General features: G+C 61.4%; 23 protein-coding genes. 14 read left to right on the top strand and 9 right to left on the bottom strand.

Features of this window, described 5'->3' with window-relative positions; genetic code table 11:
• Positions 1-170: 170 nt before the first annotated feature.
• Positions 171-452: a DUF3892 domain-containing protein gene (locus tag F3J20_RS27200; protein ID WP_167285319.1), complete on the bottom strand. Its 282-nt coding sequence runs from the start codon at positions 450-452 to the stop codon at positions 171-173.
• 162 nt (positions 453-614) lie between these two features.
• Between F3J20_RS27200 and F3J20_RS27195 the strand changes: the two genes are divergently transcribed.
• Genes F3J20_RS27195 through F3J20_RS27185 form a run of 3 tightly spaced genes read left to right on the top strand, consistent with a single transcriptional unit; the run spans position 615 to position 2,388 of the window.
• Positions 615-1,175 (top strand): sigma-70 family RNA polymerase sigma factor, encoded by a 561-nt coding sequence (locus tag F3J20_RS27195; protein WP_167285317.1) that lies wholly within the window; start codon positions 615-617, stop codon positions 1,173-1,175.
• The gene (locus F3J20_RS27190) at positions 1,172-1,603 is read left to right on the top strand and encodes a hypothetical protein (protein WP_167285315.1); all 432 of its coding nucleotides are present in this window, start codon (positions 1,172-1,174) and stop codon (positions 1,601-1,603) included. The genes F3J20_RS27195 and F3J20_RS27190 overlap by 4 nt, the downstream gene beginning before the upstream one ends.
• Positions 1,600-2,388, top strand: a complete 789-nt coding sequence (locus F3J20_RS27185; protein WP_205299384.1) for an ImmA/IrrE family metallo-endopeptidase — start codon at positions 1,600-1,602, stop codon at positions 2,386-2,388. Before F3J20_RS27190 ends, F3J20_RS27185 begins: the two co-directional genes overlap by 4 nt.
• Before the next feature lie 118 nt (positions 2,389-2,506).
• On the opposite strand, the gene F3J20_RS27180 is transcribed toward F3J20_RS27185, so the two are convergent.
• Both F3J20_RS27180 and F3J20_RS27175 read right to left on the bottom strand, forming a co-directional pair.
• Positions 2,507-3,514, bottom strand: a complete 1,008-nt coding sequence (locus tag F3J20_RS27180) for a hypothetical protein (RefSeq protein WP_167285314.1) — start codon at positions 3,512-3,514, stop codon at positions 2,507-2,509.
• The gene (locus tag F3J20_RS27175; protein WP_167285312.1) at positions 3,511-5,166 is read right to left on the bottom strand and encodes an N-6 DNA methylase; all 1,656 of its coding nucleotides are present in this window, start codon (positions 5,164-5,166) and stop codon (positions 3,511-3,513) included. The genes F3J20_RS27180 and F3J20_RS27175 overlap by 4 nt, the downstream gene beginning before the upstream one ends.
• 124 nt (positions 5,167-5,290) lie before the next feature.
• Between F3J20_RS27175 and F3J20_RS32285 the strand changes: the two genes are divergently transcribed.
• Entirely contained in the window at positions 5,291-5,566 is a 276-nt protein-coding gene (locus F3J20_RS32285) for a hypothetical protein (protein ID WP_240162929.1), read from the top strand.
• A 423-nt stretch (positions 5,567-5,989) separates the two neighbouring features.
• On the opposite strand, the gene gyrB is transcribed toward F3J20_RS32285, so the two are convergent.
• The 3 genes from gyrB to dnaA form a co-directional block, all read right to left on the bottom strand.
• Positions 5,990-8,461, bottom strand: coding sequence for a DNA topoisomerase (ATP-hydrolyzing) subunit B (gene gyrB / locus F3J20_RS27165; protein WP_167042015.1), 2,472 nt, complete (start codon positions 8,459-8,461; stop codon positions 5,990-5,992).
• 114 nt (positions 8,462-8,575) lie between these two features.
• Positions 8,576-9,679 carry a DNA polymerase III subunit beta gene (gene dnaN / locus F3J20_RS27160; protein ID WP_129956695.1) on the bottom strand — a complete coding sequence of 368 codons (1,104 nt, stop codon included), beginning with the start codon at positions 9,677-9,679 and terminating at the stop codon, positions 8,576-8,578.
• A 416-nt stretch (positions 9,680-10,095) separates the two neighbouring features.
• A complete protein-coding gene (gene dnaA, locus F3J20_RS27155) occupies positions 10,096-11,682 on the bottom strand; it encodes a chromosomal replication initiator protein DnaA (RefSeq protein WP_240162928.1) in 1,587 nt (528 codons plus the stop codon).
• A gap of 383 nt (positions 11,683-12,065) precedes the next feature.
• Here dnaA and rpmH point away from each other — a divergent pair, with 383 nt between their 5' ends.
• From rpmH to yidC, 4 genes are all read left to right on the top strand, one after another.
• On the top strand, positions 12,066-12,200 hold the full coding sequence (rpmH, locus tag F3J20_RS27150) for a 50S ribosomal protein L34 (protein ID WP_004198824.1): 135 nt from the start codon (positions 12,066-12,068) through the stop codon (positions 12,198-12,200).
• Between the two features lie 10 nt (positions 12,201-12,210).
• A complete protein-coding gene (locus F3J20_RS27145) occupies positions 12,211-12,699 on the top strand; it encodes a ribonuclease P protein component (protein ID WP_205193403.1) in 489 nt (162 codons plus the stop codon).
• A 110-nt stretch (positions 12,700-12,809) separates the two neighbouring features.
• Complete coding sequence (yidD, locus tag F3J20_RS27140; RefSeq protein WP_167050029.1) at positions 12,810-13,040, top strand: membrane protein insertion efficiency factor YidD; 231 nt, start codon at positions 12,810-12,812, stop codon at positions 13,038-13,040.
• A 30-nt stretch (positions 13,041-13,070) separates the two neighbouring features.
• Positions 13,071-14,729, top strand: a complete 1,659-nt coding sequence (yidC, locus tag F3J20_RS27135; protein ID WP_167050031.1) for a membrane protein insertase YidC — start codon at positions 13,071-13,073, stop codon at positions 14,727-14,729.
• A 138-nt stretch (positions 14,730-14,867) separates the two neighbouring features.
• Here yidC and F3J20_RS27130 read toward each other — a convergent pair whose 3' ends face one another.
• Both F3J20_RS27130 and F3J20_RS27125 read right to left on the bottom strand, forming a co-directional pair.
• Positions 14,868-15,275 (bottom strand): XRE family transcriptional regulator, encoded by a 408-nt coding sequence (locus F3J20_RS27130; protein WP_167050033.1) that lies wholly within the window; start codon positions 15,273-15,275, stop codon positions 14,868-14,870.
• Positions 15,276-15,785: 510 nt separating this feature from the next.
• Complete coding sequence (locus F3J20_RS27125; RefSeq protein ID WP_167050035.1) at positions 15,786-16,193, bottom strand: XRE family transcriptional regulator; 408 nt, start codon at positions 16,191-16,193, stop codon at positions 15,786-15,788.
• A 400-nt stretch (positions 16,194-16,593) separates the two neighbouring features.
• On the opposite strand from F3J20_RS27125, the gene mnmE reads away from it, so the two are divergent.
• From mnmE to F3J20_RS27110, 3 genes are all read left to right on the top strand, one after another.
• Complete coding sequence (mnmE, locus tag F3J20_RS27120; protein WP_167050037.1) at positions 16,594-17,988, top strand: tRNA uridine-5-carboxymethylaminomethyl(34) synthesis GTPase MnmE; 1,395 nt, start codon at positions 16,594-16,596, stop codon at positions 17,986-17,988.
• A 185-nt stretch (positions 17,989-18,173) separates the two neighbouring features.
• Positions 18,174-19,412 carry an integrase arm-type DNA-binding domain-containing protein gene (locus F3J20_RS27115; protein WP_167285309.1) on the top strand — a complete coding sequence of 413 codons (1,239 nt, stop codon included), beginning with the start codon at positions 18,174-18,176 and terminating at the stop codon, positions 19,410-19,412.
• A gap of 246 nt (positions 19,413-19,658) precedes the next feature.
• Complete coding sequence (locus F3J20_RS27110) at positions 19,659-19,823, top strand: hypothetical protein (protein WP_167050041.1); 165 nt, start codon at positions 19,659-19,661, stop codon at positions 19,821-19,823.
• 104 nt (positions 19,824-19,927) lie between these two features.
• Here F3J20_RS27110 and F3J20_RS27105 read toward each other — a convergent pair whose 3' ends face one another.
• The gene (locus F3J20_RS27105; protein ID WP_167285307.1) at positions 19,928-20,254 is read right to left on the bottom strand and encodes an ecotin precursor; all 327 of its coding nucleotides are present in this window, start codon (positions 20,252-20,254) and stop codon (positions 19,928-19,930) included.
• A gap of 328 nt (positions 20,255-20,582) precedes the next feature.
• Here F3J20_RS27105 and F3J20_RS27100 point away from each other — a divergent pair, with 328 nt between their 5' ends.
• The 3 genes from F3J20_RS27100 to F3J20_RS27090 all read left to right on the top strand — a co-directional run.
• A complete protein-coding gene (locus F3J20_RS27100; RefSeq protein ID WP_167285306.1) occupies positions 20,583-22,208 on the top strand; it encodes a methyl-accepting chemotaxis protein in 1,626 nt (541 codons plus the stop codon).
• A gap of 50 nt (positions 22,209-22,258) precedes the next feature.
• Complete coding sequence (locus F3J20_RS27095; RefSeq protein ID WP_167050047.1) at positions 22,259-22,723, top strand: chemotaxis protein CheW; 465 nt, start codon at positions 22,259-22,261, stop codon at positions 22,721-22,723.
• The coding region (locus F3J20_RS27090) for a protein-glutamate O-methyltransferase CheR (RefSeq protein WP_167285304.1) at positions 22,720-23,649 on the top strand (930 nt) is incomplete at its 3' end. The genes F3J20_RS27095 and F3J20_RS27090, both read left to right, overlap by 4 nt.

The following is a 23,649-nucleotide window of genomic DNA, read 5'->3' as shown; positions in this document are numbered from 1 at the left end:
CTGAACTCCCTTTCTGGCCAAAATCACTGGCCAGCGGAACGATAATCAGGTCAATCCCTTGTTCACGAACGTGAGCAACTCGAAAGCGTGGCATATAGCGTCCTCTTCAGATTGACGTCGCAAGACGGCATTGCCGCCTTGCTTGCGACGAGCAGTTCAGCAGCCAAGTACTAGGCACACTGCGATTGGGCGAGCAGATTGTCATTCCACACCCCGTCGGCGTAAGTCCGGATGTACGGGCGCAAGCCGTTGGGGCGCACTACGCCAACGATGGCGCGCTTGCCCGTGTGGGGGTCCTGGACGAAGAACGTATTGGTTTTGCTGTCAATGCTGCTGATTACGTTCTCGACAGGCCATCGCCAGTTGCCAGCGGGGTTACCCACGTGCGTAATGTGTTCGTGGCCCCCGTGCGGGATGGATTTGGTAATACAGGTGATTCGAACGTCCGCCATAGCGATTCCTTGATGGTAAATTTCTGTCGGGTAAGGATCGAAACACGAATCCTTATTACTGATGGCTGCGGCGGATAGCGCGCTCAGACATCGCAATAAAAATATTTTCGTGTGTCTGCAAGGGCCAGCGGGGAGAGCCTAGACATACAGAGTGAGGGCGAGATGGCAGAACAAGACGTCTTTTCAACAGACGAGCTGAGAAGCATGCTTGACGCGTTTACGGACGGGGACTGGATCAAGGTCGGAAAGGCCGCCAACGCTTTATGCTGGGGGCTGGCCACCGAAGGTAAAGACCTGTTGCAGGAGGCCCTCGCACGAGCCTTGGCAGGCAAGCGACGTTGCCCTCGCAACGTATCCGTGGTGGTTTTTCTCGTTAACGCGATGCGGAGCCATCAGGATGCAATTCTCAGGGCTCGCTGGCGAGATGTGCTCGCGCAGGCGGTTACCGTCGATCCTGACGATGAGGCACATGCATCGCTACTGGATCAACAACAGGACAAGGCAACCCCCGATGAAATCCTGCTCGCGAATCAGACCGCGTCGGCCATCGACGAGATGTTCAGCGACCACGAGATGGCGCAGATGGTCATGATGGGTCAGGCAGATGGCTTGACTCCTCACGAAATCCAGACGATTACCGGGCTCGGGCCGGTGCAATATGCAAGTGTGCTTCGGTTGATTCGGCGGCGGCTCGACAAGTTGAACATTGGGGGCAATACGTGATGACGATCAAGCCAACAGATCCCCTTAGCAAAATCAGGCCGATTGCGGACCTTTATATCGATGAACTTCTTCAGACCCCGGAGAAAGAGCTGCTTGAGGATGCCAAGTCAGACACGTCTTTGACGGGCGCGGGACAAATGGCGAAGGATGCGTATCTATCAGCTCAGAAAGCAGCAGGTAGATTGAGAGTTGAAGCAGCCCGACAGGCCTTGGACAGAGAGCGATTGGCTGGTGCCACAGCCCGCCCTGAGATCGACATAACCAAGGCTAGAGCGCTGTTAAAAAAAATCTCTGCCAACGATCCATCATTCGGAAAACAATTTACGCTGGCAGCCCGTAATCTCGAAGACATCAGCGAAGCGGAGATCCTCTCTATCGTGACTGATCTTAAGGAACTCGGAGCCTTTCCGGAAGATTCAGACCTATGACCCTGCTCGTGAGTTTCTCCCGCGCGGAACAGCGTCTTATGGAACTTGGCATTTCCGAGCCCGAGGAAATTGACCTCGAGGCCATTGCCTGGGATGAGGGCGTACGCGTCCAGTACAAAGACATTAGCGGATGTGAAGCCAGACTCGTTGGAGTGGGTAACCGTGCGATCGTCACCATCCGCTCTTCAACCGAAGACAGGCGAAAGCGATTTTCGCTGGCGCACGAGTTAGGTCATTGGAACCATCATCGGGGAAGATCATTTGAGTGCCGGGCCGACGACATGGTTGAGCGATACAGTAGCAAATCGACGGAAGAGCGGGAGGCGGACAGCTATGCGGCGGATCTTCTCATGCCTGCGTACATGTTTCGACCGCTTGCACGCACGATCAAACGCCCGACTTTTGACTCGGTCAAAGAACTGGCTGACCGATTTCAGACAAGTCTGACTGCAACGGCAATCCGGCTGGTCGACGCGAATGCATGGCCGTTGCTTCTCGTTTGCCATGCTGCAGGTGGCCGTGTCTGGTTCAAGCGGTCGCGCGATGTGCCAGATAGATGGTTTCCCCAAAAAGAACTGGATTCGGACTCGCTGGCTTTTGATCGGCTATTTGGAGCAAAGGAGCGAACTCGAGCCCAGAAGATTGGGGCAGAGGCTTGGTTCGACAAAAAAGGCGCCGAACATTTCGATATCGTAGAAGATGCAATTCGCATTTCCAACGGGCAAGTGCTTTCCCTGCTGTGGATCGAAAACGACGAGATGTTGGCCGAACACAGCAGATACTAAGTCGCCGCAGACTTTGACGCATCAGGCAGTGGCCAAATCCGCCACCAAGATTCTCTTGAAAAAGCCGGCCGCTCAGGCCGGCTTTTTATTTGGGTATCACCAGTTTCGCTGGCCGGTGTTAGGAACGCTGCTCTTCGAAGGCGTTATCTTCTTCCTGATCCTCGATGTCGCCGGACCCCTCTTCGGCGGTGCCAATGAAGAAGTGGTGATCCGGCTCTGCCGCGAAGTAGGTACGAAGCTCGTCGCGCGCTTTGGCGAGATTCTGGTAGTAGCCGCGAAACGGCCGCGACACTTGGGTGGCGTGCTCAGCGTCGCGCGGAATAGGGATTCGAATGTCGAGATATCGATCCCCGACGTCTTCACGATTCGTTTGCATGAAAATGACCCGTCGCCACTGATCCCGCACGATGCTGAGCGTAAGCGCCCACATCAGGTAGAACGGATCGAAGTTGGCTTTCGCACCGGGGCGTACGACGATGACTTCCTTCGTCGTGACCACCTGCTCCTGGCCGGGCATCAGCATACAGAAGTCGCCAATGTTCTTCGACGTCCGCTCCGGGCAGATGAGATCCCAAGCGTTGAGCCCAGACGACTTGCCCCGCCAGAACTTCTCGGCAACTGCGTGCGGCACACGGTTCGTTGGATTGATGTTGACGAGTCCCGCGCGTAAGTCGCTGACCTTGATGTAAGGTACCGTGCCCACCCGCACGCTCTGCGTCGGAGAACCATGGCCGTTGCGGATCGTCAGCAAGCCGGCCTTGACCATTTCGCTGATCGTCATTGACGTGAAATCCTTGAACTTCTCTGACTTCATCGCGTCATCGAAGGCGTCGTCGAAGCGCCGGTCATAGTAAATCGGAACGGCACTTCGCATTGTGACCTCTTCGGCCTTGACGAAGCGAAGCGTAGCCGTAGAGCTACCCGCACGGAGTGCCTCCATGTCGACTTTAAGCTGGTCATCGACTGCGTCGACGAGTTCTTTGGTCTCGGGATCTGGCACCTGAACACGCTGGCCGGTTGTGCGGTCAACGAGTGGCAGCAGCCGACCACCCTTCGTTAGGCCACAAGTCGGTGCCGTCGACACCATGATCTCATCGTCACGGAACCATGAGGGCTTACGGATCATGCTGCCTCCTCGCCGTTTGCCGCCTGCTCCGCGGGCTCGCCGATTTTTTCAAAGATATAAAAGTTGGTTTTGGCGCGACAGAACTCCTCGAAGGCTTCCATCGCGATGTTCATCATACCGCGGAGTTTGAGACGGCCCTCCAACCACTCAGGAAGCCAACGGTAGCTAAACGAGAAGAAGTAGGTCTCAGGCAGCACAATCCCGACACGTCCGCCCACTTGCAGCAGACGGTAGGCATGCTCAAGAAAGATCAACCCGATCTCCAGTTCGGTATATTCGGCCTTCTTTCCGGTTGCAGCCGCTTTCGCGATTGTGTATTTGCCTGCCCGCGCATCGGCAGCAGATACCTTCAAGTTCTCGCCAAAGGGTGGGTTGGTCACGACAACGGTGAACTTGCGAGCGACACCGTCCGGAGTGCGTGTGCTGCCCAGTTCCTGCTGGAGGCGGGGAAAACCGTTCGTCCAATTGTGGACCCGGACCGAATCGCCCTGCAGAACGTGCGTCGAGCCGTCGCGAAAGGCAATCATAAGCGCCTTAGTGAGCTTCACCCCGATGCTGTCCATGTCGACGCCGTAGAGGTTGTCGTTGGCGTATTTGACGATGTGGTACGCCTGAGCCTCGTCGGGAAACTCGTTCTCTTTGACTTGGCGCAGAACCTCATGGAGAAAGCCGCCCGTGCCACACGCCGGGTCGATGACCGTGTCCTCGGACGTAATCTCGAGCGCCATGATGCAAGGACGGATGACACGCTGCGGCGTGAGAAACTGGCCCTCGCCGGACTTCAGCGCGCTTGCACGGAAGACCTGAAACGCCTTAGAGAGCACCTCCATATCGTCGCCAAGGATCCGGAATGGCGACAGCTCGGCAACGACGCTGTAGAGCGTGGCATCCGTGAGTTGGATCTCGTCGCGGTCGTCCTGATTGAAGACCCGATTCTGCTGCTTGGCGAAGTAGTCCTTGAACTGCTTTCGGATCGCCTCCGTGGTCTTCTGGACACGGGTGTGCTCATCACCGTAGATGCGGAAGCGCACTGGCGCATCAGCGTGGACCGGCAGAGAGAAATAGGCATCGTTGTCCAGTTTCACGAGCATGACGTGCAGCAGCTCGCGGAGCTGATCTTCGCGCCGCGTTGCTCGTGAGTCTTGTACCACCACGGTCGCGACCAAGCGCTTTAGCGTAGCGCTGAGCTCTACCTCCGTGGGAAGGCGCAATACATTCCACGTCAGAGGAGCCAACGGTGGGCGCGTCAGGTCATCGTCCGGCTGCGGAAGAGGCGCGCCCTCGATCTGTATCCAGTCATTGGTGTGCTGCTTATAGATGGCGAGGCTGGCGCTGCCGTTCGTCCAGTAGCCAAGCTTGGCCATCGGCTCCATTGAGAGGTAACGCATCAGCTGCTCGCGTCCAGCTTTGATGTCCGGCGCCTTGAACTCGAAGATAACCTGCAACGCATAAGACTGATGACTGTCGTCGGCGAATGCCACGAGATCCGCTGACCCTGCGACCTTGTACTTTTGGCCTCGTTCGCGCTTAGACAGATCATGAGGGGTAGCGGGGATGGGCCATTCAGGTTTCCACTGCAGTCGATCTGCGGACCAGCCAAATGCTTCGAGCTTGGCGACCACTTTTTGTCGGACGGTTTCTTCGGGCTTCATGGAGTTCATAAAAAATGGGGCGCGCGCATATTAACAAATTACCGGAGAAAATGTAAAAATGAGCTGCTCTTTTTTGCCGTGGGCGCGATGAAATGTTACGTAAAGTGGTGGTCGCGATCGACAAATGATCCAGGCACGGTACATCGTTAACCGTGCCTGGATCATTTATAGGTCGTCCCATGAAAAGCTCGACGTCTCCCAAGCGACCGCTGCTGCCCAACCGGGCGGCGTCCTCTCCCCCATCCTGAAGGCCGAAGGTGGCGCATTTACGTCGAACTGGAAAACCCGCACGGCGGGCGTGGCGGTGCTCGTGACGTCGAACAACCGGCGCCCGCGGGCCTTCCGCCCGCCGGCCAAGACGCTGGAGGTGATTCGCGGACTCGGCCTGCCGACGGGCTGATCTTCGCTCGAAGCCCGGCGGCGGGATGAAGTTGGCTTCGGGCGGCCAAGTTGGCCTGACCGCACGGAGCCACTGAAGGTCACGCACGCGAGTGCCGCCGCCTACAACAGATGGTTGCGTGCGCAGGTGCAGGAGGCGATTGACGATCTGGGCGCGGCAATCGCGCGTGAGGAAATCATGAAACCCTCCTCCATAGCGATTGCCCCACGTCCAAATGCGAAAAGGGTTACAGGCTTTACCTGTAACCCTTCAAGCAATTCGAGCCAACCACGGCCGGCTCACATCGCTCAAAACATGCGACGCGGGCCTAACGTTGAGTGCTGTCTGATGACAAGCGCGAAAATCTAATCATTTCTGTACATTCGAGTCCAATTAACCTAGCGTTAGTCCAATGATTTCCGTTTCCCTGCAGGCTGCACAAAGTTAGACATCAATATTCCCCGCCCTCAACGCATTCGACTCAATAAACGCCCTTCTCGGCTCCACATCATCCCCCATCAGCGTGGTAAAGATGCCGTCGGCCGCAATAGCATCCTCAATCTGCACTCGCAGCAAACGCCGCACTTCAGGGTCCATCGTCGTTTCCCAAAGCTGCTCGGGATTCATTTCGCCCAAGCCCTTATACCGCTGCTTGGACATATTCCGCTCAGCATCCGCGAGCAGCCACTTCATCGCACTCTTGAAGTCGGTGACAGCCATACTCCGCTCACCACGCTTGATCACAGCACCCGCCCCGATCAAGCCCTTGAACGTATTAGCCGTATTCACGAGTTGCTGATAATCCGCGGTCAACTGGAAATCTTCATCGAACACGGAGACCTTCTGATTCCCGTGATGCGTCCGCGCGATGCGCAGCGAGCGCAGTTCCCGCACCGGGTCATACATCGTGGTCACGGTCACTTCAGGCTTTAGCGCATCGTCCCGCAGCTTCGCTTCGAGCGCGCGAGCCGAAGCCTCGGCCGCCTGCTCATTGGAGAGATCGATCGCGACGCCATCCATCACGGCTTCGAGCGCACCGGCGTCATACAGGCGGCTCAACCGATCGACCACCGCTTGCGCCAACAGATAAGCCCGCGCTAACTCGCCCAGCGCATCGCCGGTAATCGGCGTCGCGCCTTCGGAAGCCAGCAGCTCCGACCCCTGCAACGCGAGCCGAAGAATATGAGCATTCACTTCCGACTCATCCTTCAGATACCGCTCGTCCTTCCCTGCCTTGATCTTGTAGAGCGGCGGCTGCGCGATGTAGATATACCCGCGCTCGATCATCTCCGGCATCTGTCGATAGAAGAACGTCAACAACAGCGTCCGGATGTGCGCACCGTCGACGTCAGCATCGGTCATGATGATGATGCGGTGATAACGCAGCTTCTCCAGGTTGTAGTCTTCCTTGCCGATCCCGCAGCCAAGCGCGGTAATCAGCGTGACGATCTGCTCCGAAGAAAGCAGCTTGTCGTAGCGCGCCTTCTCGACGTTGAGCACCTTGCCGCGCAGCGGCAAAATCGCCTGGAACTTGCGGTCACGCCCCTGCTTCGCCGACCCGCCCGCCGAGTCACCCTCGACGATATAAATCTCCGACTTCGCCGGGTCTTTCTCCTGGCAATCCGCGAGCTTGCCGGGCAAGCCCACGCCATCGAGCACGCCCTTGCGGCGCGTCATCTCGCGCGCCTTGCGCGCCGCATCGCGCGCACGCGCCGCGTCGACGATCTTGCCGCAGATAATTTTCGCGTCGCCCGGCGTTTCGAGCAGGAACTCCTCGAGCGCCTTCGCAACCACTTCTTCCACCGGCGCGCGCACTTCCGACGACACCAGCTTGTCCTTCGTCTGCGAGCTGAACTTCGGCTCCGGCACCTTCACCGACAGCACGCACGACAGCCCTTCACGCATGTCGTCGCCCGACGTTTCGACCTTCGCCTTCTTCGCGACTTCGTGATCGGCGATGTACTTGTTCAGCACGCGCGTCATCGCCGCGCGCAAACCGGTAAGGTGCGTGCCGCCGTCGCGCTGCGGAATATTGTTCGTGAAGCACAGCACGTTTTCGTTGTAGCTGTCGTTCCACTGCATCGCCACTTCGACGCCCACCCCATCCTTCTCGCCGAAGATGTGGAAAATATTCGGGTGCAGCACGGACTTGTTCTTGTTGATGTACTCGACAAAGCCCTTCACGCCGCCGACGAACGCGAAATCCTCTTCCTTGCCCGAACGCTGGTCGAGCAAACGAATCCGCACACCGTTATTGAGGAACGACAGTTCGCGAATGCGCTTCGCGAGAATGTCGTAGTGATATTCGACGTTGCCGAAAATCGTCTCATCGGCCATGAAATGCACTTCGGTGCCGCGGTTTTCGGTGTCGCCGATCACCTGCATCGGCGACGTGGTCACGCCGTCGATTTCTTCGAGCACGCGGTTCTGCGGCACGCCACGGTGGAATTCCATGAAGTGCTTCTTGCCGTCGCGGCGCACGGTGAGGCGCAGCCACGCGGAAAGCGCGTTCACGCACGACACGCCCACGCCGTGCAGGCCGCCCGACACCTTGTAGCTGTTCTGGTCGAACTTGCCGCCGGCGTGCAGTTCGGTCATCACGATTTCGGCGGCGCTGCGCTTCGGATCGTGCTTGTCGTCCATCTTCAGGCCGGTCGGCACGCCGCGGCCGTTGTCGGTGATCGAGATCGAGTTGTCCGCGTGGATGATCACCTGAATGTCGTTGCAATGCCCGGCGAGCGCTTCGTCGATCGAGTTGTCGAGCACTTCGAACACGAGGTGGTGCAAACCGGTGCCATCCGATGTATCCCCGATGTACATCCCAGGCCGCTTGCGCACGGCTTCCAGACCCTCGAGGATCTGGATGGACGAGGCGCCGTAGCTGTTATCGGGCTGCGTATTGTTCGTTTCAGTCATGGATTTTTTCCGGTTCTGCGTTGCTGCTTGGTTGCTGCTCTGGACTTTTCAAAACGCCATAAAAACGCCAAAGGGGCGCTGCGCCCCTTGGTGTTCTTCTTGATGTTGGCCGCGTCAGATGCGCATCGGCATCACCACGTACTTGAATTCGTCGTTCTCGGGAATCGTGATCAACGCGCTGGAGCTGGCATCGCCCAGGCTCACCTGCAGCATGTCGACCTTCAGGTTCGCGAGCACGTCGAGCAGATACGTGACGTTGAAGCCGATGTCGACGCTGTCGCCGTCGTAGGCGATTTCCAGTTCTTCCTGCGCCTCTTCCTGATCGGCGTTGGTCGACATGATCTTCAACTGGCCCGGCTCGACGATGCAGCGCACGCCCTTGAATTTGTCCGAGGTCAGAATCGCCGCACGTTGCAGCGAGCGCTGCAGTTCTTCGCGGCCGATCTGGAATTTGTTCTTGTGCGACTTCGGAATCACGCGCTGGAAGTCGGGGAACTTGCCTTCCACGAGCTTCGACACGAGTTCGACCTGACCGAACGTGAACTTGACCTGCGTCTGCGCGATGTCGATCTTCAGCGTGTCGTCGATGTCTTCGAGCAGGCGTTGCAGTTCGAGAATCGTCTTGCGCGGAATGATGACTTCCTGGCGCGCGAACGAGCCTTCGATCTTCATCGACGAGAACGCGAGGCGGTGGCCGTCGGTCGCGACCGCCATCAGCTGGTCGCCGTCCACCACCAGCAGCATGCCGTTCAGGTAGTAGCGGATGTCCTGCTGGGCCATCGAGAAATGGACCATGCCGAGCAACTGGCGGAACGTCTTTTGCGGAACCACGAGGCTCGCGCCGTAGTCTTTAGCCTGAGCGACGGTCGGGAACTCGTCCGCGGCGAGCGTTTGCAACGCAAAGCGGCTCTTGCCGGATTGCACGGTCAGGCGCTTGTCGTTCAATGTGAGCGTGACCTGGCCGTCGGGCATCGCACGCAGAATGTCGAGGAGCTTGCGCGCCGCCACCGTGGTCGCGACCGAATCGCCGCCCACGCCGAAATCGGCGCGCGTGGTGATCTGCAACTCGAGGTCGGTCGACAGGAACGACACGTCCGGACCGTTCTTGGTGATCAGCAAATTGGCGAGGATCGGCAACGTATGGCGGCGTTCGACGATGCCGCTCACGGTTTGCAGCGGCCTGAGGAGGTTATCGCGTTCGGTCTTGACCAGTTGCATAGGGTTCCTTCGTTGATAAACGGCCTGCACGCCTTGCGGGACAAGCTTCTCCAGCGTGCAGCCGAGGCTCCCCGCCGGCGCCACGAAAAGCGCCCGACACGGCGTGAAATCCGCCCGCGGCCGCCGGGCGGTTAAACCTGTATTGTGCCTGAAAACGGGACCGCCTCACTAAATTGGGGGCGAGTTGGGGAATAAACAGGTCGATTTCACGGCGCGGTTTCCGGATTGCTCACTGGCAGGCTAGTTCACCTGTGCTTGGCGCCCTGCTCCGCCCGCAATCCGCTGTCCGTCCCTACTCGGCTCCTACTCCGCGCCACGATTTCCAGCGCTTACGCCGACCCAACCCAACCATTTCCAGCACTCCCCGCCAATTCAGGCCGCGCGCGGTTGAGCGCGGCGGGTTCCCGCCAGCGCGCCTAGCCCTTCAGCGTCTGTTCCAGCACGTGCAACTCGTGGTTCAACTGCGCGTCCTTGCTGCGCTCATCGGCGATCTTGCGCACCGCGTGCAGCACTGTCGTGTGGTCGCGACCGCCGAACAGTTCGCCGATTTCCGGCAGGCTCTTCTGCGTCAGTTCCTTGGCCAGATACATCGCGATCTGCCGCGGCCGCGCGATATTCGCTGGACGCTTCTTCGAATACATGTCCGCCACCTTGATGCTGTAGAAGTCGGCGACCGTTTTCTGGATGTTTTCCACCGAAATCTGCCGGTTTTGCACCGTCAGCAGGTCTTTCAGCGCTTCTTTCGTCAGCTCGATCGTGATTTCGCGGCCGTGGAACTTCGAATACGCGAGGATCTTGCGCAGCGCGCCTTCCAGTTCGCGCACGTTCGAACGCAGATGCTTGGCAACGAAGAACGCGACGTCTTCGTTCAGGCTCACGAATTCCGATTGCGCCTTGCGCATCAGAATCGCGACGCGCATTTCGAGTTCGGGCGGCTCGATCGCGACCGTCAGGCCCGAGTCGAAGCGCGAGATCAGACGGTCGTCGATACCCGAAATCTCCTTCGGGTACGTATCGCTCGTGATAATGACCTGCGCCTTGTTCGCGACCAGCGCCTCGAACGCGTAGAAGAATTCTTCCTGCGTGCGCGACTTGCCCGAAAAGAACTGAATATCGTCGATCAGCAGCAGATCGAGCGAATGGTAGTAGCGCTTGAAGTCGTCGAATGCCTTGCGCTGGTAGGCCTTCACCACGTCGGACACGTACTGTTCCGCATGGATGTAGCGAATCCGCGCGCCGGGCTTGTCCATCAGCAGCTGATTGCCGATCGCGTGAATCAGGTGGGTCTTGCCGAGGCCCACGCCGCCGTACAGGAACAGCGGGTTATACGAAACGCCGGGGTTGTCGGCGACCTGGATCGCCGCCGCGCGCGCGAGCTGGTTGGCCTTACCGGTCACGAAGTTGTCGAAGGTCAGAACCGGGTTCAGCTTCGAGCGCTCGTACATCGAGTCGTTGTCGCCGCCGGCACCCGCGCCCGCGCCCTGCCCGGGGCGCCACGTACGGCGCGCGGCAGCGGCTTCGTTCGCGTCGAGGCTCGGCAGATCGAGGTCGGCGGCGTCTTCGGCCACGGCGCGCGCGTTCGCGTTTTGCGCGGCGACCGCTGCCGCCGCGGCTGCTGGATTGGCGCGCGCCGCATGCGCGGCCTGCACGGCGCCGACGGCCGCGTCCACCGCGGCGACGCCGCCCACATTGCCGCCCAGCGGCGCGGCCGCGCGAGCAGGCGCCGGCGCCGCAACCACCGGGCCGCGCATGCCGGCTTTCGGGTCCAGCACGAATTGCACGTCGATCGGCGCATGCCAGAAATCGCGGGCCATATCCGCGATGCGGCCGGAGAACTGGCTCTTGACCCAGTCGAGCTTGAAGCGGTTCGGCGCGGCGATGGAGAGCGTGTTCGCATCGGCGTCGAAGGCGACCGGGGCCAAGGGTTTGATCCACGTCACGTACTGCTGGGGCGTAAGCTCACGCTCCAGCAATGCGGAACAGTGTTGCCAGAATTCGTTCATCGAGTTGCTGTCGTTATGATGTGCACGGCGGTCGCCGCTGCCCCTGTCGCGCGCGCGCAACAAAGCCCTGTGCAGCCAGGCGTAACAGCCCCAGGCGCTTGTGCCACAAGGGTTTGCGGAGCAAGCGAGCCGGGGCGGCGTGCAGCATTTTTGGGAAGTAAGGCGAGATTCTAACGCCAAAACGGAGCCGAAAGGGAGTTATCCACAGGGACGGATCAACTGGCCGGATGAGCAGGAAGCGCTGCCGGACCGGGCTAAACTATTGACTGTCAACGGAAAACCGGTTTAAATAGCGGGTTCCGCGAAAACCAATTTCAGCAAACCACCGGCCATTGCGCTTTCAGCGATGATCGCGCGGTTTTTTTCGATCAAGTGAGAGCAACATGAAACGTACTTACCAACCTTCCGTTACCCGTCGCAAGCGCACCCACGGCTTTCGCGTTCGCATGAAGACCGCAGGTGGCCGCAAGGTCATCAACGCACGTCGCGCGAAGGGCCGCAAGCGTCTCGCCATCTAAGGCGAGCGGATTGCGCGCTGTGACCGAAGCCCGCGGCGAAGCGGGAGCGGCCGGGGCGCAGCAACCGGGCTCGGTTCCGTTGCGAGCGCAAGCCGCCTTCCCCAAAGCCGCAAGGCTGCTAAAAACGGATGAATTTTCATCCGTTTTTCGTTTGCGGCCGTGGCGCCGTACCGCGCACTTCGTCGTGTACGGCCGGCCCACCGGCAACGAGGCGCGTCTTGGCCTCGTGATCGGCAAGAAGTATGCGCCGCGCGCGGCCACGCGCAATCTGGTGCGCCGGATCGCACGCGAGGCCTTCCGGTTGCGCCGCGCGGAATTCGGCGGTTGGGATGTGCTGCTGCGCCTGCATACGCGTTTCGACAAAAAGGCTTTGCCGAGCGCGTCGTCGCCGCCGTTGAAGGCGCTGTGCCGCAGCGAAATCGAAGCGTTGCTCGACAAGGCCGCGCGCGAAATTACCCGTCGCCAGGCGCCGCCCGCGGAGGCGCCGAAGACGGAATGACGCGGCGACCGCCCGCCCTCGGCCACTGCAACCGGCGTTGCGCCGGCTGCTCCGCGGCGCGGGCGTCGCCCGGTATCCACGTTGCGCGGCGCCGTCCGGCCGCATCTGCCATGCAAACGGTACTCTTCGCTTTATTGCGTTTTTACAAGCTTGCCGTGAGCCCCATGCTCGGCAACCGGTGCCGTTTTTACCCTTCCTGTTCTGATTACGCGCGCGAGGCAATCCAGTATCATGGCGCCGCGCGCGGGACTTATCTCGCCGTGAGGCGTGTTTGCCGCTGTCACCCGTTTTCCGCGGGTGGCATCGATCTCGTCCCGCCACCCACTTCTGAAAAGCGCTGACGCGCCGTTCCATCGACACTGAGACAACGCATGGATATCAAACGCACCGTCCTATGGGTCATCTTTTTCATGTCAGCGGTCATGCTGTTCGACAACTGGCAACGCGACCACGGACGCCCGTCGATGTTCTTCCCGAGCCCGACGGCGACGAAAACCGCCGATGGCGCAGCTCCGGGGACCACGACGCCGGGAACCAGTCCGGCCGACCTGCCGGCCACTAACGCAGCCGCGCCCGGCAACGCGCCGGCGGCCACGCAATCGCAACTCGTCAAGTTCAGCACCGACGTCTACAGCGGCGAAATCGACACGCGCGGCGGCACGCTGTCGCGGCTTGCGCTCGTGAAGCAGGGCGACGGCAAGCAGCCGGACCTCGTCATCACGCTGTTCGACAAAACGAACAACCACACGTATCTGGCACGCACCGGCCTGCTCGGCGGCGACTTCCCGAATCACAACGACGTCTTCACGCTGATGCCGAATCAGCCGACCCAGTTGGCCGACGGTCAGAATTCGTTCCAGATGAGCTTCGAATCGCCGGAAAAGGGCGGCCTGAAGGTCATCAAGACCTACACGTTCACGCGCGGCAGCTATGTGATCGGCGTCGAGACGAAGATCCAGAACGTCGGCACCACGGCCGTGACGCCGCAGGTCTACATGGAACTCGTGCGCGACGACCAGCCGGTCGATACGCCGCGCTTCTCGCACACGTTCATCGGACCGGCTGTCTACACCGACGAACATCACTTCCAGAAGATGACGTTCAGCGATCTCGACAAGAACAAGCAGGATTACGCGCATTCGGCCGACAACGGCTGGGTCGCGATGGTCCAGCACTACTTCGCGTCGGCGTGGATTCCGCAGCAGGGTGCGAAGCGCGAGTTCTACGCGGAGAAGATCGATCCGTCGCTGTATCGAGTCGGCGTGAAGCAGCCGTTACCGACTATCGCGCCGGGGCAGACCGTCAGCGTGTCGGCACGCCTGTTCGCCGGTCCGGAAGAAGAGAAGATGCTCGCCGGCATCGCGCCGGGCCTCGATCTGGTCAAGGACTACGGCTGGGTCACGATCATCGCGAAGCCGCTGTTCTGGCTGCTCTCGAAGATCCATAGCTATGTCGGCAACTGGGGCTGGTCGATCGTGCTGCTCACGCTGCTGATCAAGGCGGTGTTCTTCCCGCTGTCGGCCGCGAGCTACAAGTCGATGGCGCGCATGAAGACGATCACGCCGCGCATGCAGGCGCTGCGCGAGCGCTTCAAGGGCGATCCGCAGAAGATGAACGCCGCGCTGATGGAGCTGTACAAGACCGAGAAGGTCAATCCGTTCGGCGGCTGTCTGCCGGTCGTGATCCAGATTCCGGTGTTCATCTCGCTGTACTGGGTGCTGCTGTCGTCGGTGGAAATGCGCGGCGCGCCGTGGATTCTCTGGATTCGCGACCTCTCGCAGCAGGACCCGTACTTCATCCTGCCGATCCTGATGGCCGTCTCGATGTTCCTGCAGACCCGCCTGAACCCGACGCCGCCGGACCCGGTCCAGGCCAAGATGATGATGTTCATGCCGATCGCGTTCTCGGTCATGTTCTTCTTCTTCCCGGCGGGTCTCGTGCTGTACTACGTCGTGAACAACGTGCTGTCGATCGCGCAGCAGTACTACATCACGCGCATGATGGGCAAGTCGAAGGCGAAGCCGGCCTGACGCCTGTTCGCGGCGGGCGGGCGGCACTCTCCGCCCCCGCCGTTGCGCAGAAACGAAAAAGCCGCCCGGTGCCAACCGGGCGGCTTTTTTTCATGGTCTCGCGGACAGCTGAAAAGCGGCTGGCGACTGGCCACGCGCTTATTCTTCCTCGATGTCCTCGCCATAAAAGCGCACGATCATTTCCTCGACCAGATGCCGGTCTTGCGGCATGAGCGAGGCGATCTTCGACGCGAGTTCGATCGTCTCGGGCGTGGGCGGGTACTTTTCTCCGCGTGACATCGGTCTCGCACTCGCGCCGGGCGGCGGACCGTAATGGAGCCAATGCTCGCTGACGTTCAACCATTCGGCGAGCGTGCGCAACTTGTCCGGCTTCGGAATCGTCGTGCCCGAGATCCATTTGTGCGCGGTCTGCGTCGAAACGGGGCGCTCGCCGTGATAGCGTAGATTGAACTGCCTGGAGAGGTCACTCCCGCCACGGATTTTCAGAGGCTCGAGCAGGTCTTTCAGTCTCTTGGCGAAAGCGGTTTTTTGTTTGTTGGTCGGCATGGGCCAGATTGTGCAATCCGGCGCCAAACCTGTTGACAACCAGTCAGGCTCATGCTTTTCTTATTTGAGATAATTTTAGCTTGTAAGGCACACGGGCAAAGCGTTCGAAGAGATTGCATTTTCTCTATCTTTTTATTATCCAGCGGGACTTTGCGGGCGATACCCGTCTCATGTTTTTAAGATTGTTCTCAAATGGTGCAGTAGAAGTTGTAGCTTGTTTAAGATAAATCTGAATTCGCGATCTCGCATAGCAGGCCGAATCCAACGCCACCCCATCCGCTCCGGACCCGAATCACGATGCCCACGCCGATTGCGCCGATCACGCAGCCGTATTACATCGCGCGGAAACGGGCAAATCGAGGACAAAACCGGCCCAACACCTGTCCGCCGCGGGCAGCGATCTCAGCCCCGCCACCGCGCAGAAACAAAAAAAGCCGCCTGGTGCATACCAGGCGGCTTTTCTCATAATCTCGCGGGCGCTTGAAAAAGCGCTGGCGACGAACCGCGCACTTACTCGTCCTCGACGTCCTCACCGTAGAAGCGCACGATCATTTCCTCGACCAGATTCCGGTCTTTCGGCGTGAGCGATGCGATCTTCGAAGCGAGTTCGATCGTCTCGGGTGTTGCCGGATATTTCTCGCCGCGTGCCATCGGTCTCGCGTTCGTACCGGGCGGCGGGCCGTAGTGAAGCCAATGCTCGTTGACGCTCAACCATTCGGCAAGCGTGCGTAGCTTGTCCGGCTTTGGAATCGTCGTACCCGTGAGCCATTTGTGCGCGGTCTGCGGCGTAACGGGACGCTCGCCGTGATAGCGTAGATTGAACTGCTCGGCGAGCTTGGTCCCGCCGCGGATTTTCAGCGGCTCGAGCAGATCTCTCAGCCTTTTGGCGAAAGCGGCTTTTTCTTTGTCGGTTGGCATGGGCCAGATTGTGCAATTCGGCACCAAACCAGTTGACAACCAGATAAGCTTATGTTTTGCCTATTTGAGATAGATTTAGCTTGTAGGGCGCGCTGGACAAAGCGCTCCACGAAATCGCATTTTTCTATCTTTTTATTATCCTGCCTGCCTTTGCGAGCGATGGTCATCTTATATTTTTAAGATTATTCTCAAGCAGCATGATAGAAATCGTAGCTTATCCAAGATAAATCCTAATTTGAGGGATCGAACGGGGAGCGATGGCGCCGTCCGCGACGCCGCACGGCCGCCCGATGCGCCCGCGTTACAATGCCTCGCGCCGCATCGGCCCACATCTGCCGACATTGGCCCGCCGCGATTCGTACCGATCCGCTCTCCTCTCCTGTTTTCTGCCCGCTCTCCCATGCTCACGACCGACTCCGATCCCATCGTCGCCATTGCTACCGCGCCCGGCCGGGGGGGCATCGGCGTCGTGCGGATTTCGTTCGGCCGCGCGGGCGAAGCGGCCGCCCTGCCGCTGATGCAGGCACTCACCGGTCAAACGCTTGCGCCGCGCCACGCGAGCTACGTGCCGTTTCTCGACGCCAGCGGCAATCCGCTCGACCGCGGCATTGCCCTCTACTTCCCGGCGCCACACTCCTACACCGGCGAGCACGTGCTCGAACTGCAAGGCCACGGTGGCCCGGTCGTGCTGCAACTGGTGCTGCAACGCTGCATCGACGCCGGCCGCGCGGTCGGCCTGCGACTCGCCGAACCGGGCGAATTCACGCGCCGCGCCTTTCTGAACGACAAGCTCGATCTCGCGCAGGCCGAGGCCGTCGCGGATCTGATCGAGGCCAGTACCGAGGCCGCTGCCCGCTCGGCGGGCCGTTCGCTCGACGGCGCGTTTTCGCGCGACATTCACGCGCTCGTCGAAGACGTGATTACGCTGCGCATGCTGGTCGAAGCGACGCTGGACTTCCCCGAGGAAGAAATCGACTTCCTCGAAGCCGCCGACGCGCGCGGCAAGCTCGCCCGCATTCGCGAGCGCCTCGCGCACGTGCTGAGCGAAGCGCGCCAAGGCGCGTTGCTGCGCGAGGGGCTGTCGGTCGTGCTCGCGGGACAGCCGAATGTCGGCAAGTCGTCGCTGCTGAACGCGCTGGCCGGCGCGGAACTCGCGATCGTCACGCCGATCGCCGGCACGACGCGCGACAAGGTCGCGCAGACGATCCAGATCGAAGGCATTCCGCTGCATGTGATCGACACGGCCGGCCTGCGCGAGACCGAGGACGAAGTGGAAAAGATCGGCATCGCGCGCACGTGGGGCGAAATCGAGCGCGCGGACGTGGTGCTGCATCTGCTCGACGCACGCACCGGCATGACGGCCGAGGACGAAACGATCGCGGGGCGCTTCCCGAGCGGCGTGCCGGTCGTGCGCGTGCTGAACAAGACCGACCTGACGGGCCTCGCGCCCGCGACGCAGGCGCTCGACGCCGATCTCGAACTGAGCGAGGTGCGGCTGTCGGCGAAACAGGGCGACGGCGTCGCGTTGCTGCGCGACGAGTTGCTGCGGATCGCCGGCTGGCAGGCTGGCGCGGAAAGCGTGTACCTCGCGCGCGAGCGGCATCTGATTGCGCTGCGCGCGGCCGAAGAGCATCTGGCGACGGCTGCCGCGCATGCCGAACAGAACGCGCAGGCGCTCGATCTGTTCGCCGAGGAACTGCGGCTGGCACAGGATCAGTTGAATTCGATTACTGGTGAATTCAGTTCGGACGATCTACTTGGAGTGATTTTCAGCAGATTCTGTATCGGCAAGTAAAAGCGATGGGGAAATTCCGTTATATTCATTCTCCAATAAGGGGTTTGGCGTCATTTTCTCGCCCTCGTCGTAGGCAGAAAATCCAGCTTGCCTACCCATAATCGGATAAATCTTTGGTACACAACCAGCATACGGTTTAGAATCACCGCACCTCGTGCATCAACCGCATCAACGTCCCGACGCGCATGCCTCGCCTCGCCACGCCCCTCACCGAATCCCAGATCCGCGCGCTCGAACCGCGCGCGACCCGCTACTGCGTCGCCGACGGCAACGGTCTCGTCATCGAAGTCATGACGACCGGCAGCAAGATCTGGCGTTTCCGCTACACGCTGAACGGCAAACGCCAGCCACTCGCCACGATCGGCGACTACCGGATGATTTCGCTGCGCGTCGCGCGCGCCAAGGCACAGAAGTACGCGGAAATGGTCGCGCAGGGCATCTCGCCGGTCGCGACCGCGCGGCGCGACCGCGGCGCCGAAAGCAAGGCTGACGTGCTGCGCGAAGCCGCCGAGCTGTATCTCGCCACCGCGATGGCCGGCAAGTCGGACGAATATCGCCGCACGACGCGGCGCGCGCTCGAAAAGGACGTGCTGCCCGCGATCGGCAACAAGCCGATCGGTGCCGTGAGCGCCGACGACATCCTCGCAATCTGCGAGCGCATCAAGAGCCGTGGCTCGCCGAAGATGGCGCTGCATACGCGCAACGTGGTCAAGCGCCTGTACGCGTACCTGATCGCGCGGCAACTCGCGTCCGGCAATCCCGCCGAAGTCGTGCCGGCGCGCGCGCTCGCCACGCTCGACACCCGTACGCGCGTGCTGTCCGGCGCCGAGATCGGCGCGACGCTGCAGGCCGTCGACACGTCGAACATCCGCCGTCCGCTAAAGCTCGCGCTGCATCTGCTCGTGCTGACGATGGTGCGCAAATCGGACCTCGTGGAATCAATGTGGGCCGAATTCGATCTCGACCACGCGCGCTGGACGATTCCGGCCACGCGTCTGAATGCGCATGCGGATCGCGTCGTGTATCTGCCGCGCCAGGCCGTCGCGATGCTGCGCGAGTTGCAGCGCGCACGGGCGAGCCAGAATTTCGTCTTCCCGAGCGTCCGGGGCGACGATCGACCGATCGCGAAAAGCACGTTAAATCAGGCGGTCAAGGCCTTGGGGATCGAAATGGAGCATTTCGTGCTGCATGATTTTCGCCGCACCGCGACGATGCATCTGCGCGAAATCTCGCCGCAACCGGACGCGCACGGCGACGCCATGCGGGACCCCGCACCCGCTGCAACGGACAACCCCACACACGACCAGGCGCACGGCGAAGCGCACAACGAAGCCGAGCGGCAACGTCAGCGACTCCAGAGCTGGGCGGACTTCGTCGATATCCAGATCGAAGCCGCGCGGCAGGCGCGCAGCGGGATGGCCTGATGACGGCATTGCCAAGGGTTGGGCGGCGTAGGGAGTTTCCCTCGATGCGCCGCAACCGATGGTACACAGGCGTCCATCAACCCCTATCAATTAGCTGAAAACAAAGAAAAAGAACCGGTGAAATCCGGTTTCATATCGGCCTTCGAAACACCCCGCCAGCGTCGCGCAACCGCTTCAGATCGTCGTTCTTTCCCCGCTTCCATCGCCTACACTGAGAGTTGGATGCAAGCCGATACGGAGGTTCCGATGTCTGAATCGCTGCTCGCCTATCTGATGGGGCCCACCGTCATGCTGCTGGTCGGCTTTGCCATCTGGATGGCGTCCCGTCATCACCGCGACCCGTCAAAGCCGCCCAGAATCGAGCGCTGGCTCGATACGCATTACGCGGAGTGGCTGCACCACAAACACTGAGACTGAGCGGTGTATGCATCGATTACAAAAAAGGCCGTCGCATCGGGCGACGGCCTTTCTGTCTGCGTAGAGCACGCGCGATGTGAGCGCACACCTTCACGCGATCACCACCCCGGCTGCGGCTGCGCATACCCGTACTGTCCGGGGGGCGGCGCACCGCACGCGACATACGCGCGCTGGTACTGGTCGTAGCAATATCCCGGCGGCGGGCCGGCATAGGCCGGCGCCGGCTGATACACCGGCTGCTGCGCATAGACCGGCTGCGGATACGCGACCACCGGCGCCGGATTCAACGCCGCGCTGACCACCGCACCGAGCACCGCGCCGCCGATCAGCGCCCCCACCACATCGCCGCCATGTCCGTGCGCGGAGGCTTGCCCCGCCACGCTCAAACTGCCCGCCATCACCAACGCTACTGCGATCTTTTTCATGTGAGCCTCCCGCCCGTTCAGGCATGGAATGGATTGTCGTGCGGATGCGCGGAAATAGATGCTGCAAGTGGTAACGGAACATTAACCCTGTAACAGCCGTTCGATCCGGCACCTGCCGGTGCACGGGCGGGCACCGTACTGCAATCCCGCGTTTTGTGCCGTGTTTCCCCCTCTAATCCGCCCAAAACACGCCTCCGATCAATGTAGAATTCGCCGCATGAACTGTCGGACAAATCCGATAGACAGTAAAACTGTCCGGTCCGTCGATCCGACCCGCAACGGGTCGATACGCGGAATCGAACAGAAACAAAGGTAGGGGGGCCTGCGCGTGAAACAATGGACCATCCGGCAACGGATTCTTTGCAGCTTCGGAATCGTTCTGATCGTGATGCTCGCCATGGCAATCGTCACTTTCGGGCAACTCGGCGGCATAGACCGCGACGCGAAAAGCCAGCAGCAGGACTCGATGCCGGGCCTCTACTACGCGACCGCGATACGGGCGACCTGGTTCGAAAACTATTCGATCACGCAGCGCCTGATCTTCGTCGACGCGGACGCCGATTCCACGAAGCGCGACCTCGCGAGCCTGCAGGACTCGCAGCAGTCGCTGCAGAAACAGCTCAACGACTACGGCGCGACGGTTTTCCGCAGCGACGACCGGGACCTCTTCAACGAATTCCGGCAATACCACACGCAGTACACGGCGGCGCAAACGGCGCTGCTCAATAGCCTCGCCGCCTCGAAAGACAACGCCGCGCGCATCTTCAACGCGCAGCTCACGCCGGTCTGGGAAAGCGGCCGGCTGACGGCGCGCAAGCTCGTCGACGACAACAGGAGCTACGCGGACCAGTCCACCGCGAGCATCCGCACGTCGGTCGAGACGACGCGCATTGTGCTGCTCGTGATGCTGGCGCTCGCCTTGATCGTCGCGGTGCTGGCCGGCTACTGGCTGCTGCGCGCGGTCACGGTGCCGATGGCGAAGGTGCTGCGAGTCGTCGACGTGATCCGCACCGGCGATCTGACGCAACGCCTGCAACTGCATCGCCAGGACGAAATCGGCGCGCTCGAAGCGGGCTTCAACCGCATGACCGACGAACTCACCGCGCTGGTCGGCCAGGCGCAGAAGTCGGCGGTGCAGGTCACGACCTCGGTCACGGAAATCGCCGCGACCTCGCGCGAACAGCAGGCCACCGCGAACGAGACCGCGGCCACGTCCACGGAAATCGGCGCGACCTCGCGCGAGATTTTCGCGACCTCGCGCGATCTGCTGCGCACGATGAACGAAGTCTCCGAGGTGGCGAGCCAGTCGGCCGCGCTCGCAGGCACCGGCCACAGCGGCCTCGCGCGCATGGAAGAAACCATGCGCCATGTGATGGAAGCGGCCGGCTCGGTCAACGCCAAGCTCGCGATCCTCAACGAGAAGGCCAGCAACATCAACCAGGTCGTCGCGACGATCACGAAGGTCGCGGACCAGACCAACCTGCTCTCGCTGAACGCGGCGATCGAAGCCGAAAAAGCCGGCGAATACGGCCGCGGCTTCGCGGTCGTGGCGACCGAAATCCGCCGCCTCGCCGATCAGACCGCCGTCGCGACCTACGACATCGAACAGATGGTCAAGGAGATCCAGTCGGCGGTGGCCGCCGGCGTGATGGGCATGGACAAGTTCTCCGAGGAAGTGCGCCGCGGCATGCTCGACGTGCAGAACGTCGGCGGTCATCTGACGCAGATCATCGAGCAGGTGCAGCAGCTCGCGCCGCGTTTCTCGATGGTCAACGAGGGCATGCAGACCCAGGCGACCGGCGCCGAGCAGATCACCCAGGCGCTGACGCAGCTGTCCGAGGCCGCGCAGCAGACCGCGGAATCGCTGCGTCAGTCGACCCAGGCGATCGACGATCTGACGCACGTTGCCAACAGTCTGCGCACCGGCGTGTCGCGCTTCAAGGTCGTGGCCTGAGATCGCCCAGGCGATCCGCCCTGACCCGCGCCCGCTTCCCGTCCACGCCGATGCTCTTCATCCTCTTCACGCTCGACAGCGAACGCTACGTGATCGACGCGACGCAGGTCGAGCGCATGATGCCGCTCGATCCGCGCGCGCCGCCGAAGACGATCCCCGGCGCGCCGGCGTGGGTCGCGGGCGTGCTCGAACACGACGGTGCGCCGCTGCCGGTCATCGATCTGCCGGCGCTCGCGCTCGGCCGCCGCGCCGAGCCACTGATGTCGACGCGCGTCGTGCTGGTGCACTATCCGCATGCGGGCGGCCAGCGCCTGCTGGCGTTGCTGCTCGAAGGCGCGACCCGCACGATTCGTCTGGAACCCGAAGCATTTCGCGCGACCGGCATCGACACGCCGCACGCGCGCTATCTCGGTCCGGTCGCGAGCGAAGCGGGCGGGCTCGTGCAGTGGATTCGCGTCGAGGCACTGCTGACCGACGACGTGAAGGCGCTGCTCTTTCCCGAGGCGCACGCATGAACGCGCATCACAACAACGCGCCGCTTTACCGGCGCTTCGCCGAACTGCTGCATCGGACGATGGGGCTCGACGCGACCTCGCTCGGTCATCGGGCCATCGAGCGCGCGGTCGATCAGCAGGCCGCCGCGTGGCGCGCGGACGGCCATGCCGAAGCGACGCTCGCCGATTACTGGAACGCGGCGCAGGTGTCGCCCGAGCTATGGCAGGCGCTGATCGAAGCGTTGACGGTGCCGGAGACCTGGTTCTATCGCGACGCCGAGGCATTCCGCACGCTCGCGCGGCTCGCGCAGGAGCGCTTGCGCGAGCGCGCCCACGCGGCCGGCGGCACGCTGCCGCTGCGGATTCTGAGCCTGCCCTGCTCGACCGGCGAAGAGCCGTACACGATCGCGATGACCCTGCTCGACGCGGGCCTCGACGCCGCGCAATTCCGCATCGACGCGATGGATATCAACGAGCGCTCGCTGGCCGCGGCGCAGCGAGCGGTCTATGGGCGCAACTCGTTTCGCAGCAGCACGCTCGCGTTTCGCGACGCGCACTTCAGCCCGGCCGGAGACGGTTGGCGTCTCGCGCCGCGCATCGTCGAGACGGTGCGCTTCTCGCACGCGAACCTGATGCAGCTCGACACGCCCGCGCTCGGCCTCTACGACTTCGTGTTCTGCCGCAACGTGCTGATCTATTTCGACCGTGACACGCAGCAGATCGCGTTGCAGGCGCTCAATAGCGTGCTGGCCGAAAACGGCACGCTGTTCGTCGGTCCGGCCGAGACCGGCCTGCTGATGCGCTACGGCATGCAATCCGCGAAGATTCCGCTCGCGTTCGCGTTTTATCGCGCCTCGGCCCAGAGCATGCAGGCCAGCCACTGGCACGCCGCGCCGCTCGCGACCGCCGCCGCCCTGGCGATGACGCCGCCGCCCGCGCGCGTGCCC

Origin of the sequence: Paraburkholderia sp. Cy-641 (assembly GCF_011752945.1) — a bacterium.
Taxonomy (GTDB): Bacteria; Pseudomonadota; Gammaproteobacteria; order Burkholderiales; family Burkholderiaceae; genus Paraburkholderia.
The sequence above is the reverse complement of the archived record's forward strand: the minus strand, read 5'-3'. Positions and strand labels throughout refer to the sequence as shown.

Excerpts from the sequence above, each read along its gene's own strand:
- F3J20_RS27200 (WP_167285319.1), bottom strand. The coding sequence starts at position 452 with ATGGCGGACGTTCGAATCACCTGTATTACCAAATCCATCCCGCACGGG.
- F3J20_RS27105 (WP_167285307.1), bottom strand. The coding sequence starts at position 20,254 with ATGAAAAAGATCGCAGTAGCGTTGGTGATGGCGGGCAGTTTGAGCGTG.
- F3J20_RS27095 (WP_167050047.1), top strand. The coding sequence starts at position 22,259 with ATGCTCTTCATCCTCTTCACGCTCGACAGCGAACGCTACGTGATCGAC.
- F3J20_RS27130 (WP_167050033.1), bottom strand. The coding sequence starts at position 15,275 with ATGCCGACCAACAAACAAAAAACCGCTTTCGCCAAGAGACTGAAAGAC.
- yidD (WP_167050029.1), top strand. The coding sequence starts at position 12,810 with ATGCAAACGGTACTCTTCGCTTTATTGCGTTTTTACAAGCTTGCCGTG.
- dnaA (WP_240162928.1), bottom strand. The coding sequence starts at position 11,682 with ATGAACGAATTCTGGCAACACTGTTCCGCATTGCTGGAGCGTGAGCTT.
- F3J20_RS27115 (WP_167285309.1), top strand. The coding sequence starts at position 18,174 with ATGCCTCGCCTCGCCACGCCCCTCACCGAATCCCAGATCCGCGCGCTC.
- mnmE (WP_167050037.1), top strand. The coding sequence starts at position 16,594 with ATGCTCACGACCGACTCCGATCCCATCGTCGCCATTGCTACCGCGCCC.
- F3J20_RS32285 (WP_240162929.1), top strand. The coding sequence starts at position 5,291 with ATGATCCAGGCACGGTACATCGTTAACCGTGCCTGGATCATTTATAGG.
- F3J20_RS27195 (WP_167285317.1), top strand. The coding sequence starts at position 615 with ATGGCAGAACAAGACGTCTTTTCAACAGACGAGCTGAGAAGCATGCTT.
- rpmH (WP_004198824.1), top strand. The coding sequence starts at position 12,066 with ATGAAACGTACTTACCAACCTTCCGTTACCCGTCGCAAGCGCACCCAC.
- dnaN (WP_129956695.1), bottom strand. The coding sequence starts at position 9,679 with ATGCAACTGGTCAAGACCGAACGCGATAACCTCCTCAGGCCGCTGCAA.
- yidC (WP_167050031.1), top strand. The coding sequence starts at position 13,071 with ATGGATATCAAACGCACCGTCCTATGGGTCATCTTTTTCATGTCAGCG.
- F3J20_RS27175 (WP_167285312.1), bottom strand. The coding sequence starts at position 5,166 with ATGAAGCCCGAAGAAACCGTCCGACAAAAAGTGGTCGCCAAGCTCGAA.
- F3J20_RS27180 (WP_167285314.1), bottom strand. The coding sequence starts at position 3,514 with ATGATCCGTAAGCCCTCATGGTTCCGTGACGATGAGATCATGGTGTCG.
- F3J20_RS27110 (WP_167050041.1), top strand. The coding sequence starts at position 19,659 with ATGTCTGAATCGCTGCTCGCCTATCTGATGGGGCCCACCGTCATGCTG.
- F3J20_RS27185 (WP_205299384.1), top strand. The coding sequence starts at position 1,600 with ATGACCCTGCTCGTGAGTTTCTCCCGCGCGGAACAGCGTCTTATGGAA.
- gyrB (WP_167042015.1), bottom strand. The coding sequence starts at position 8,461 with ATGACTGAAACGAACAATACGCAGCCCGATAACAGCTACGGCGCCTCG.
- F3J20_RS27125 (WP_167050035.1), bottom strand. The coding sequence starts at position 16,193 with ATGCCAACCGACAAAGAAAAAGCCGCTTTCGCCAAAAGGCTGAGAGAT.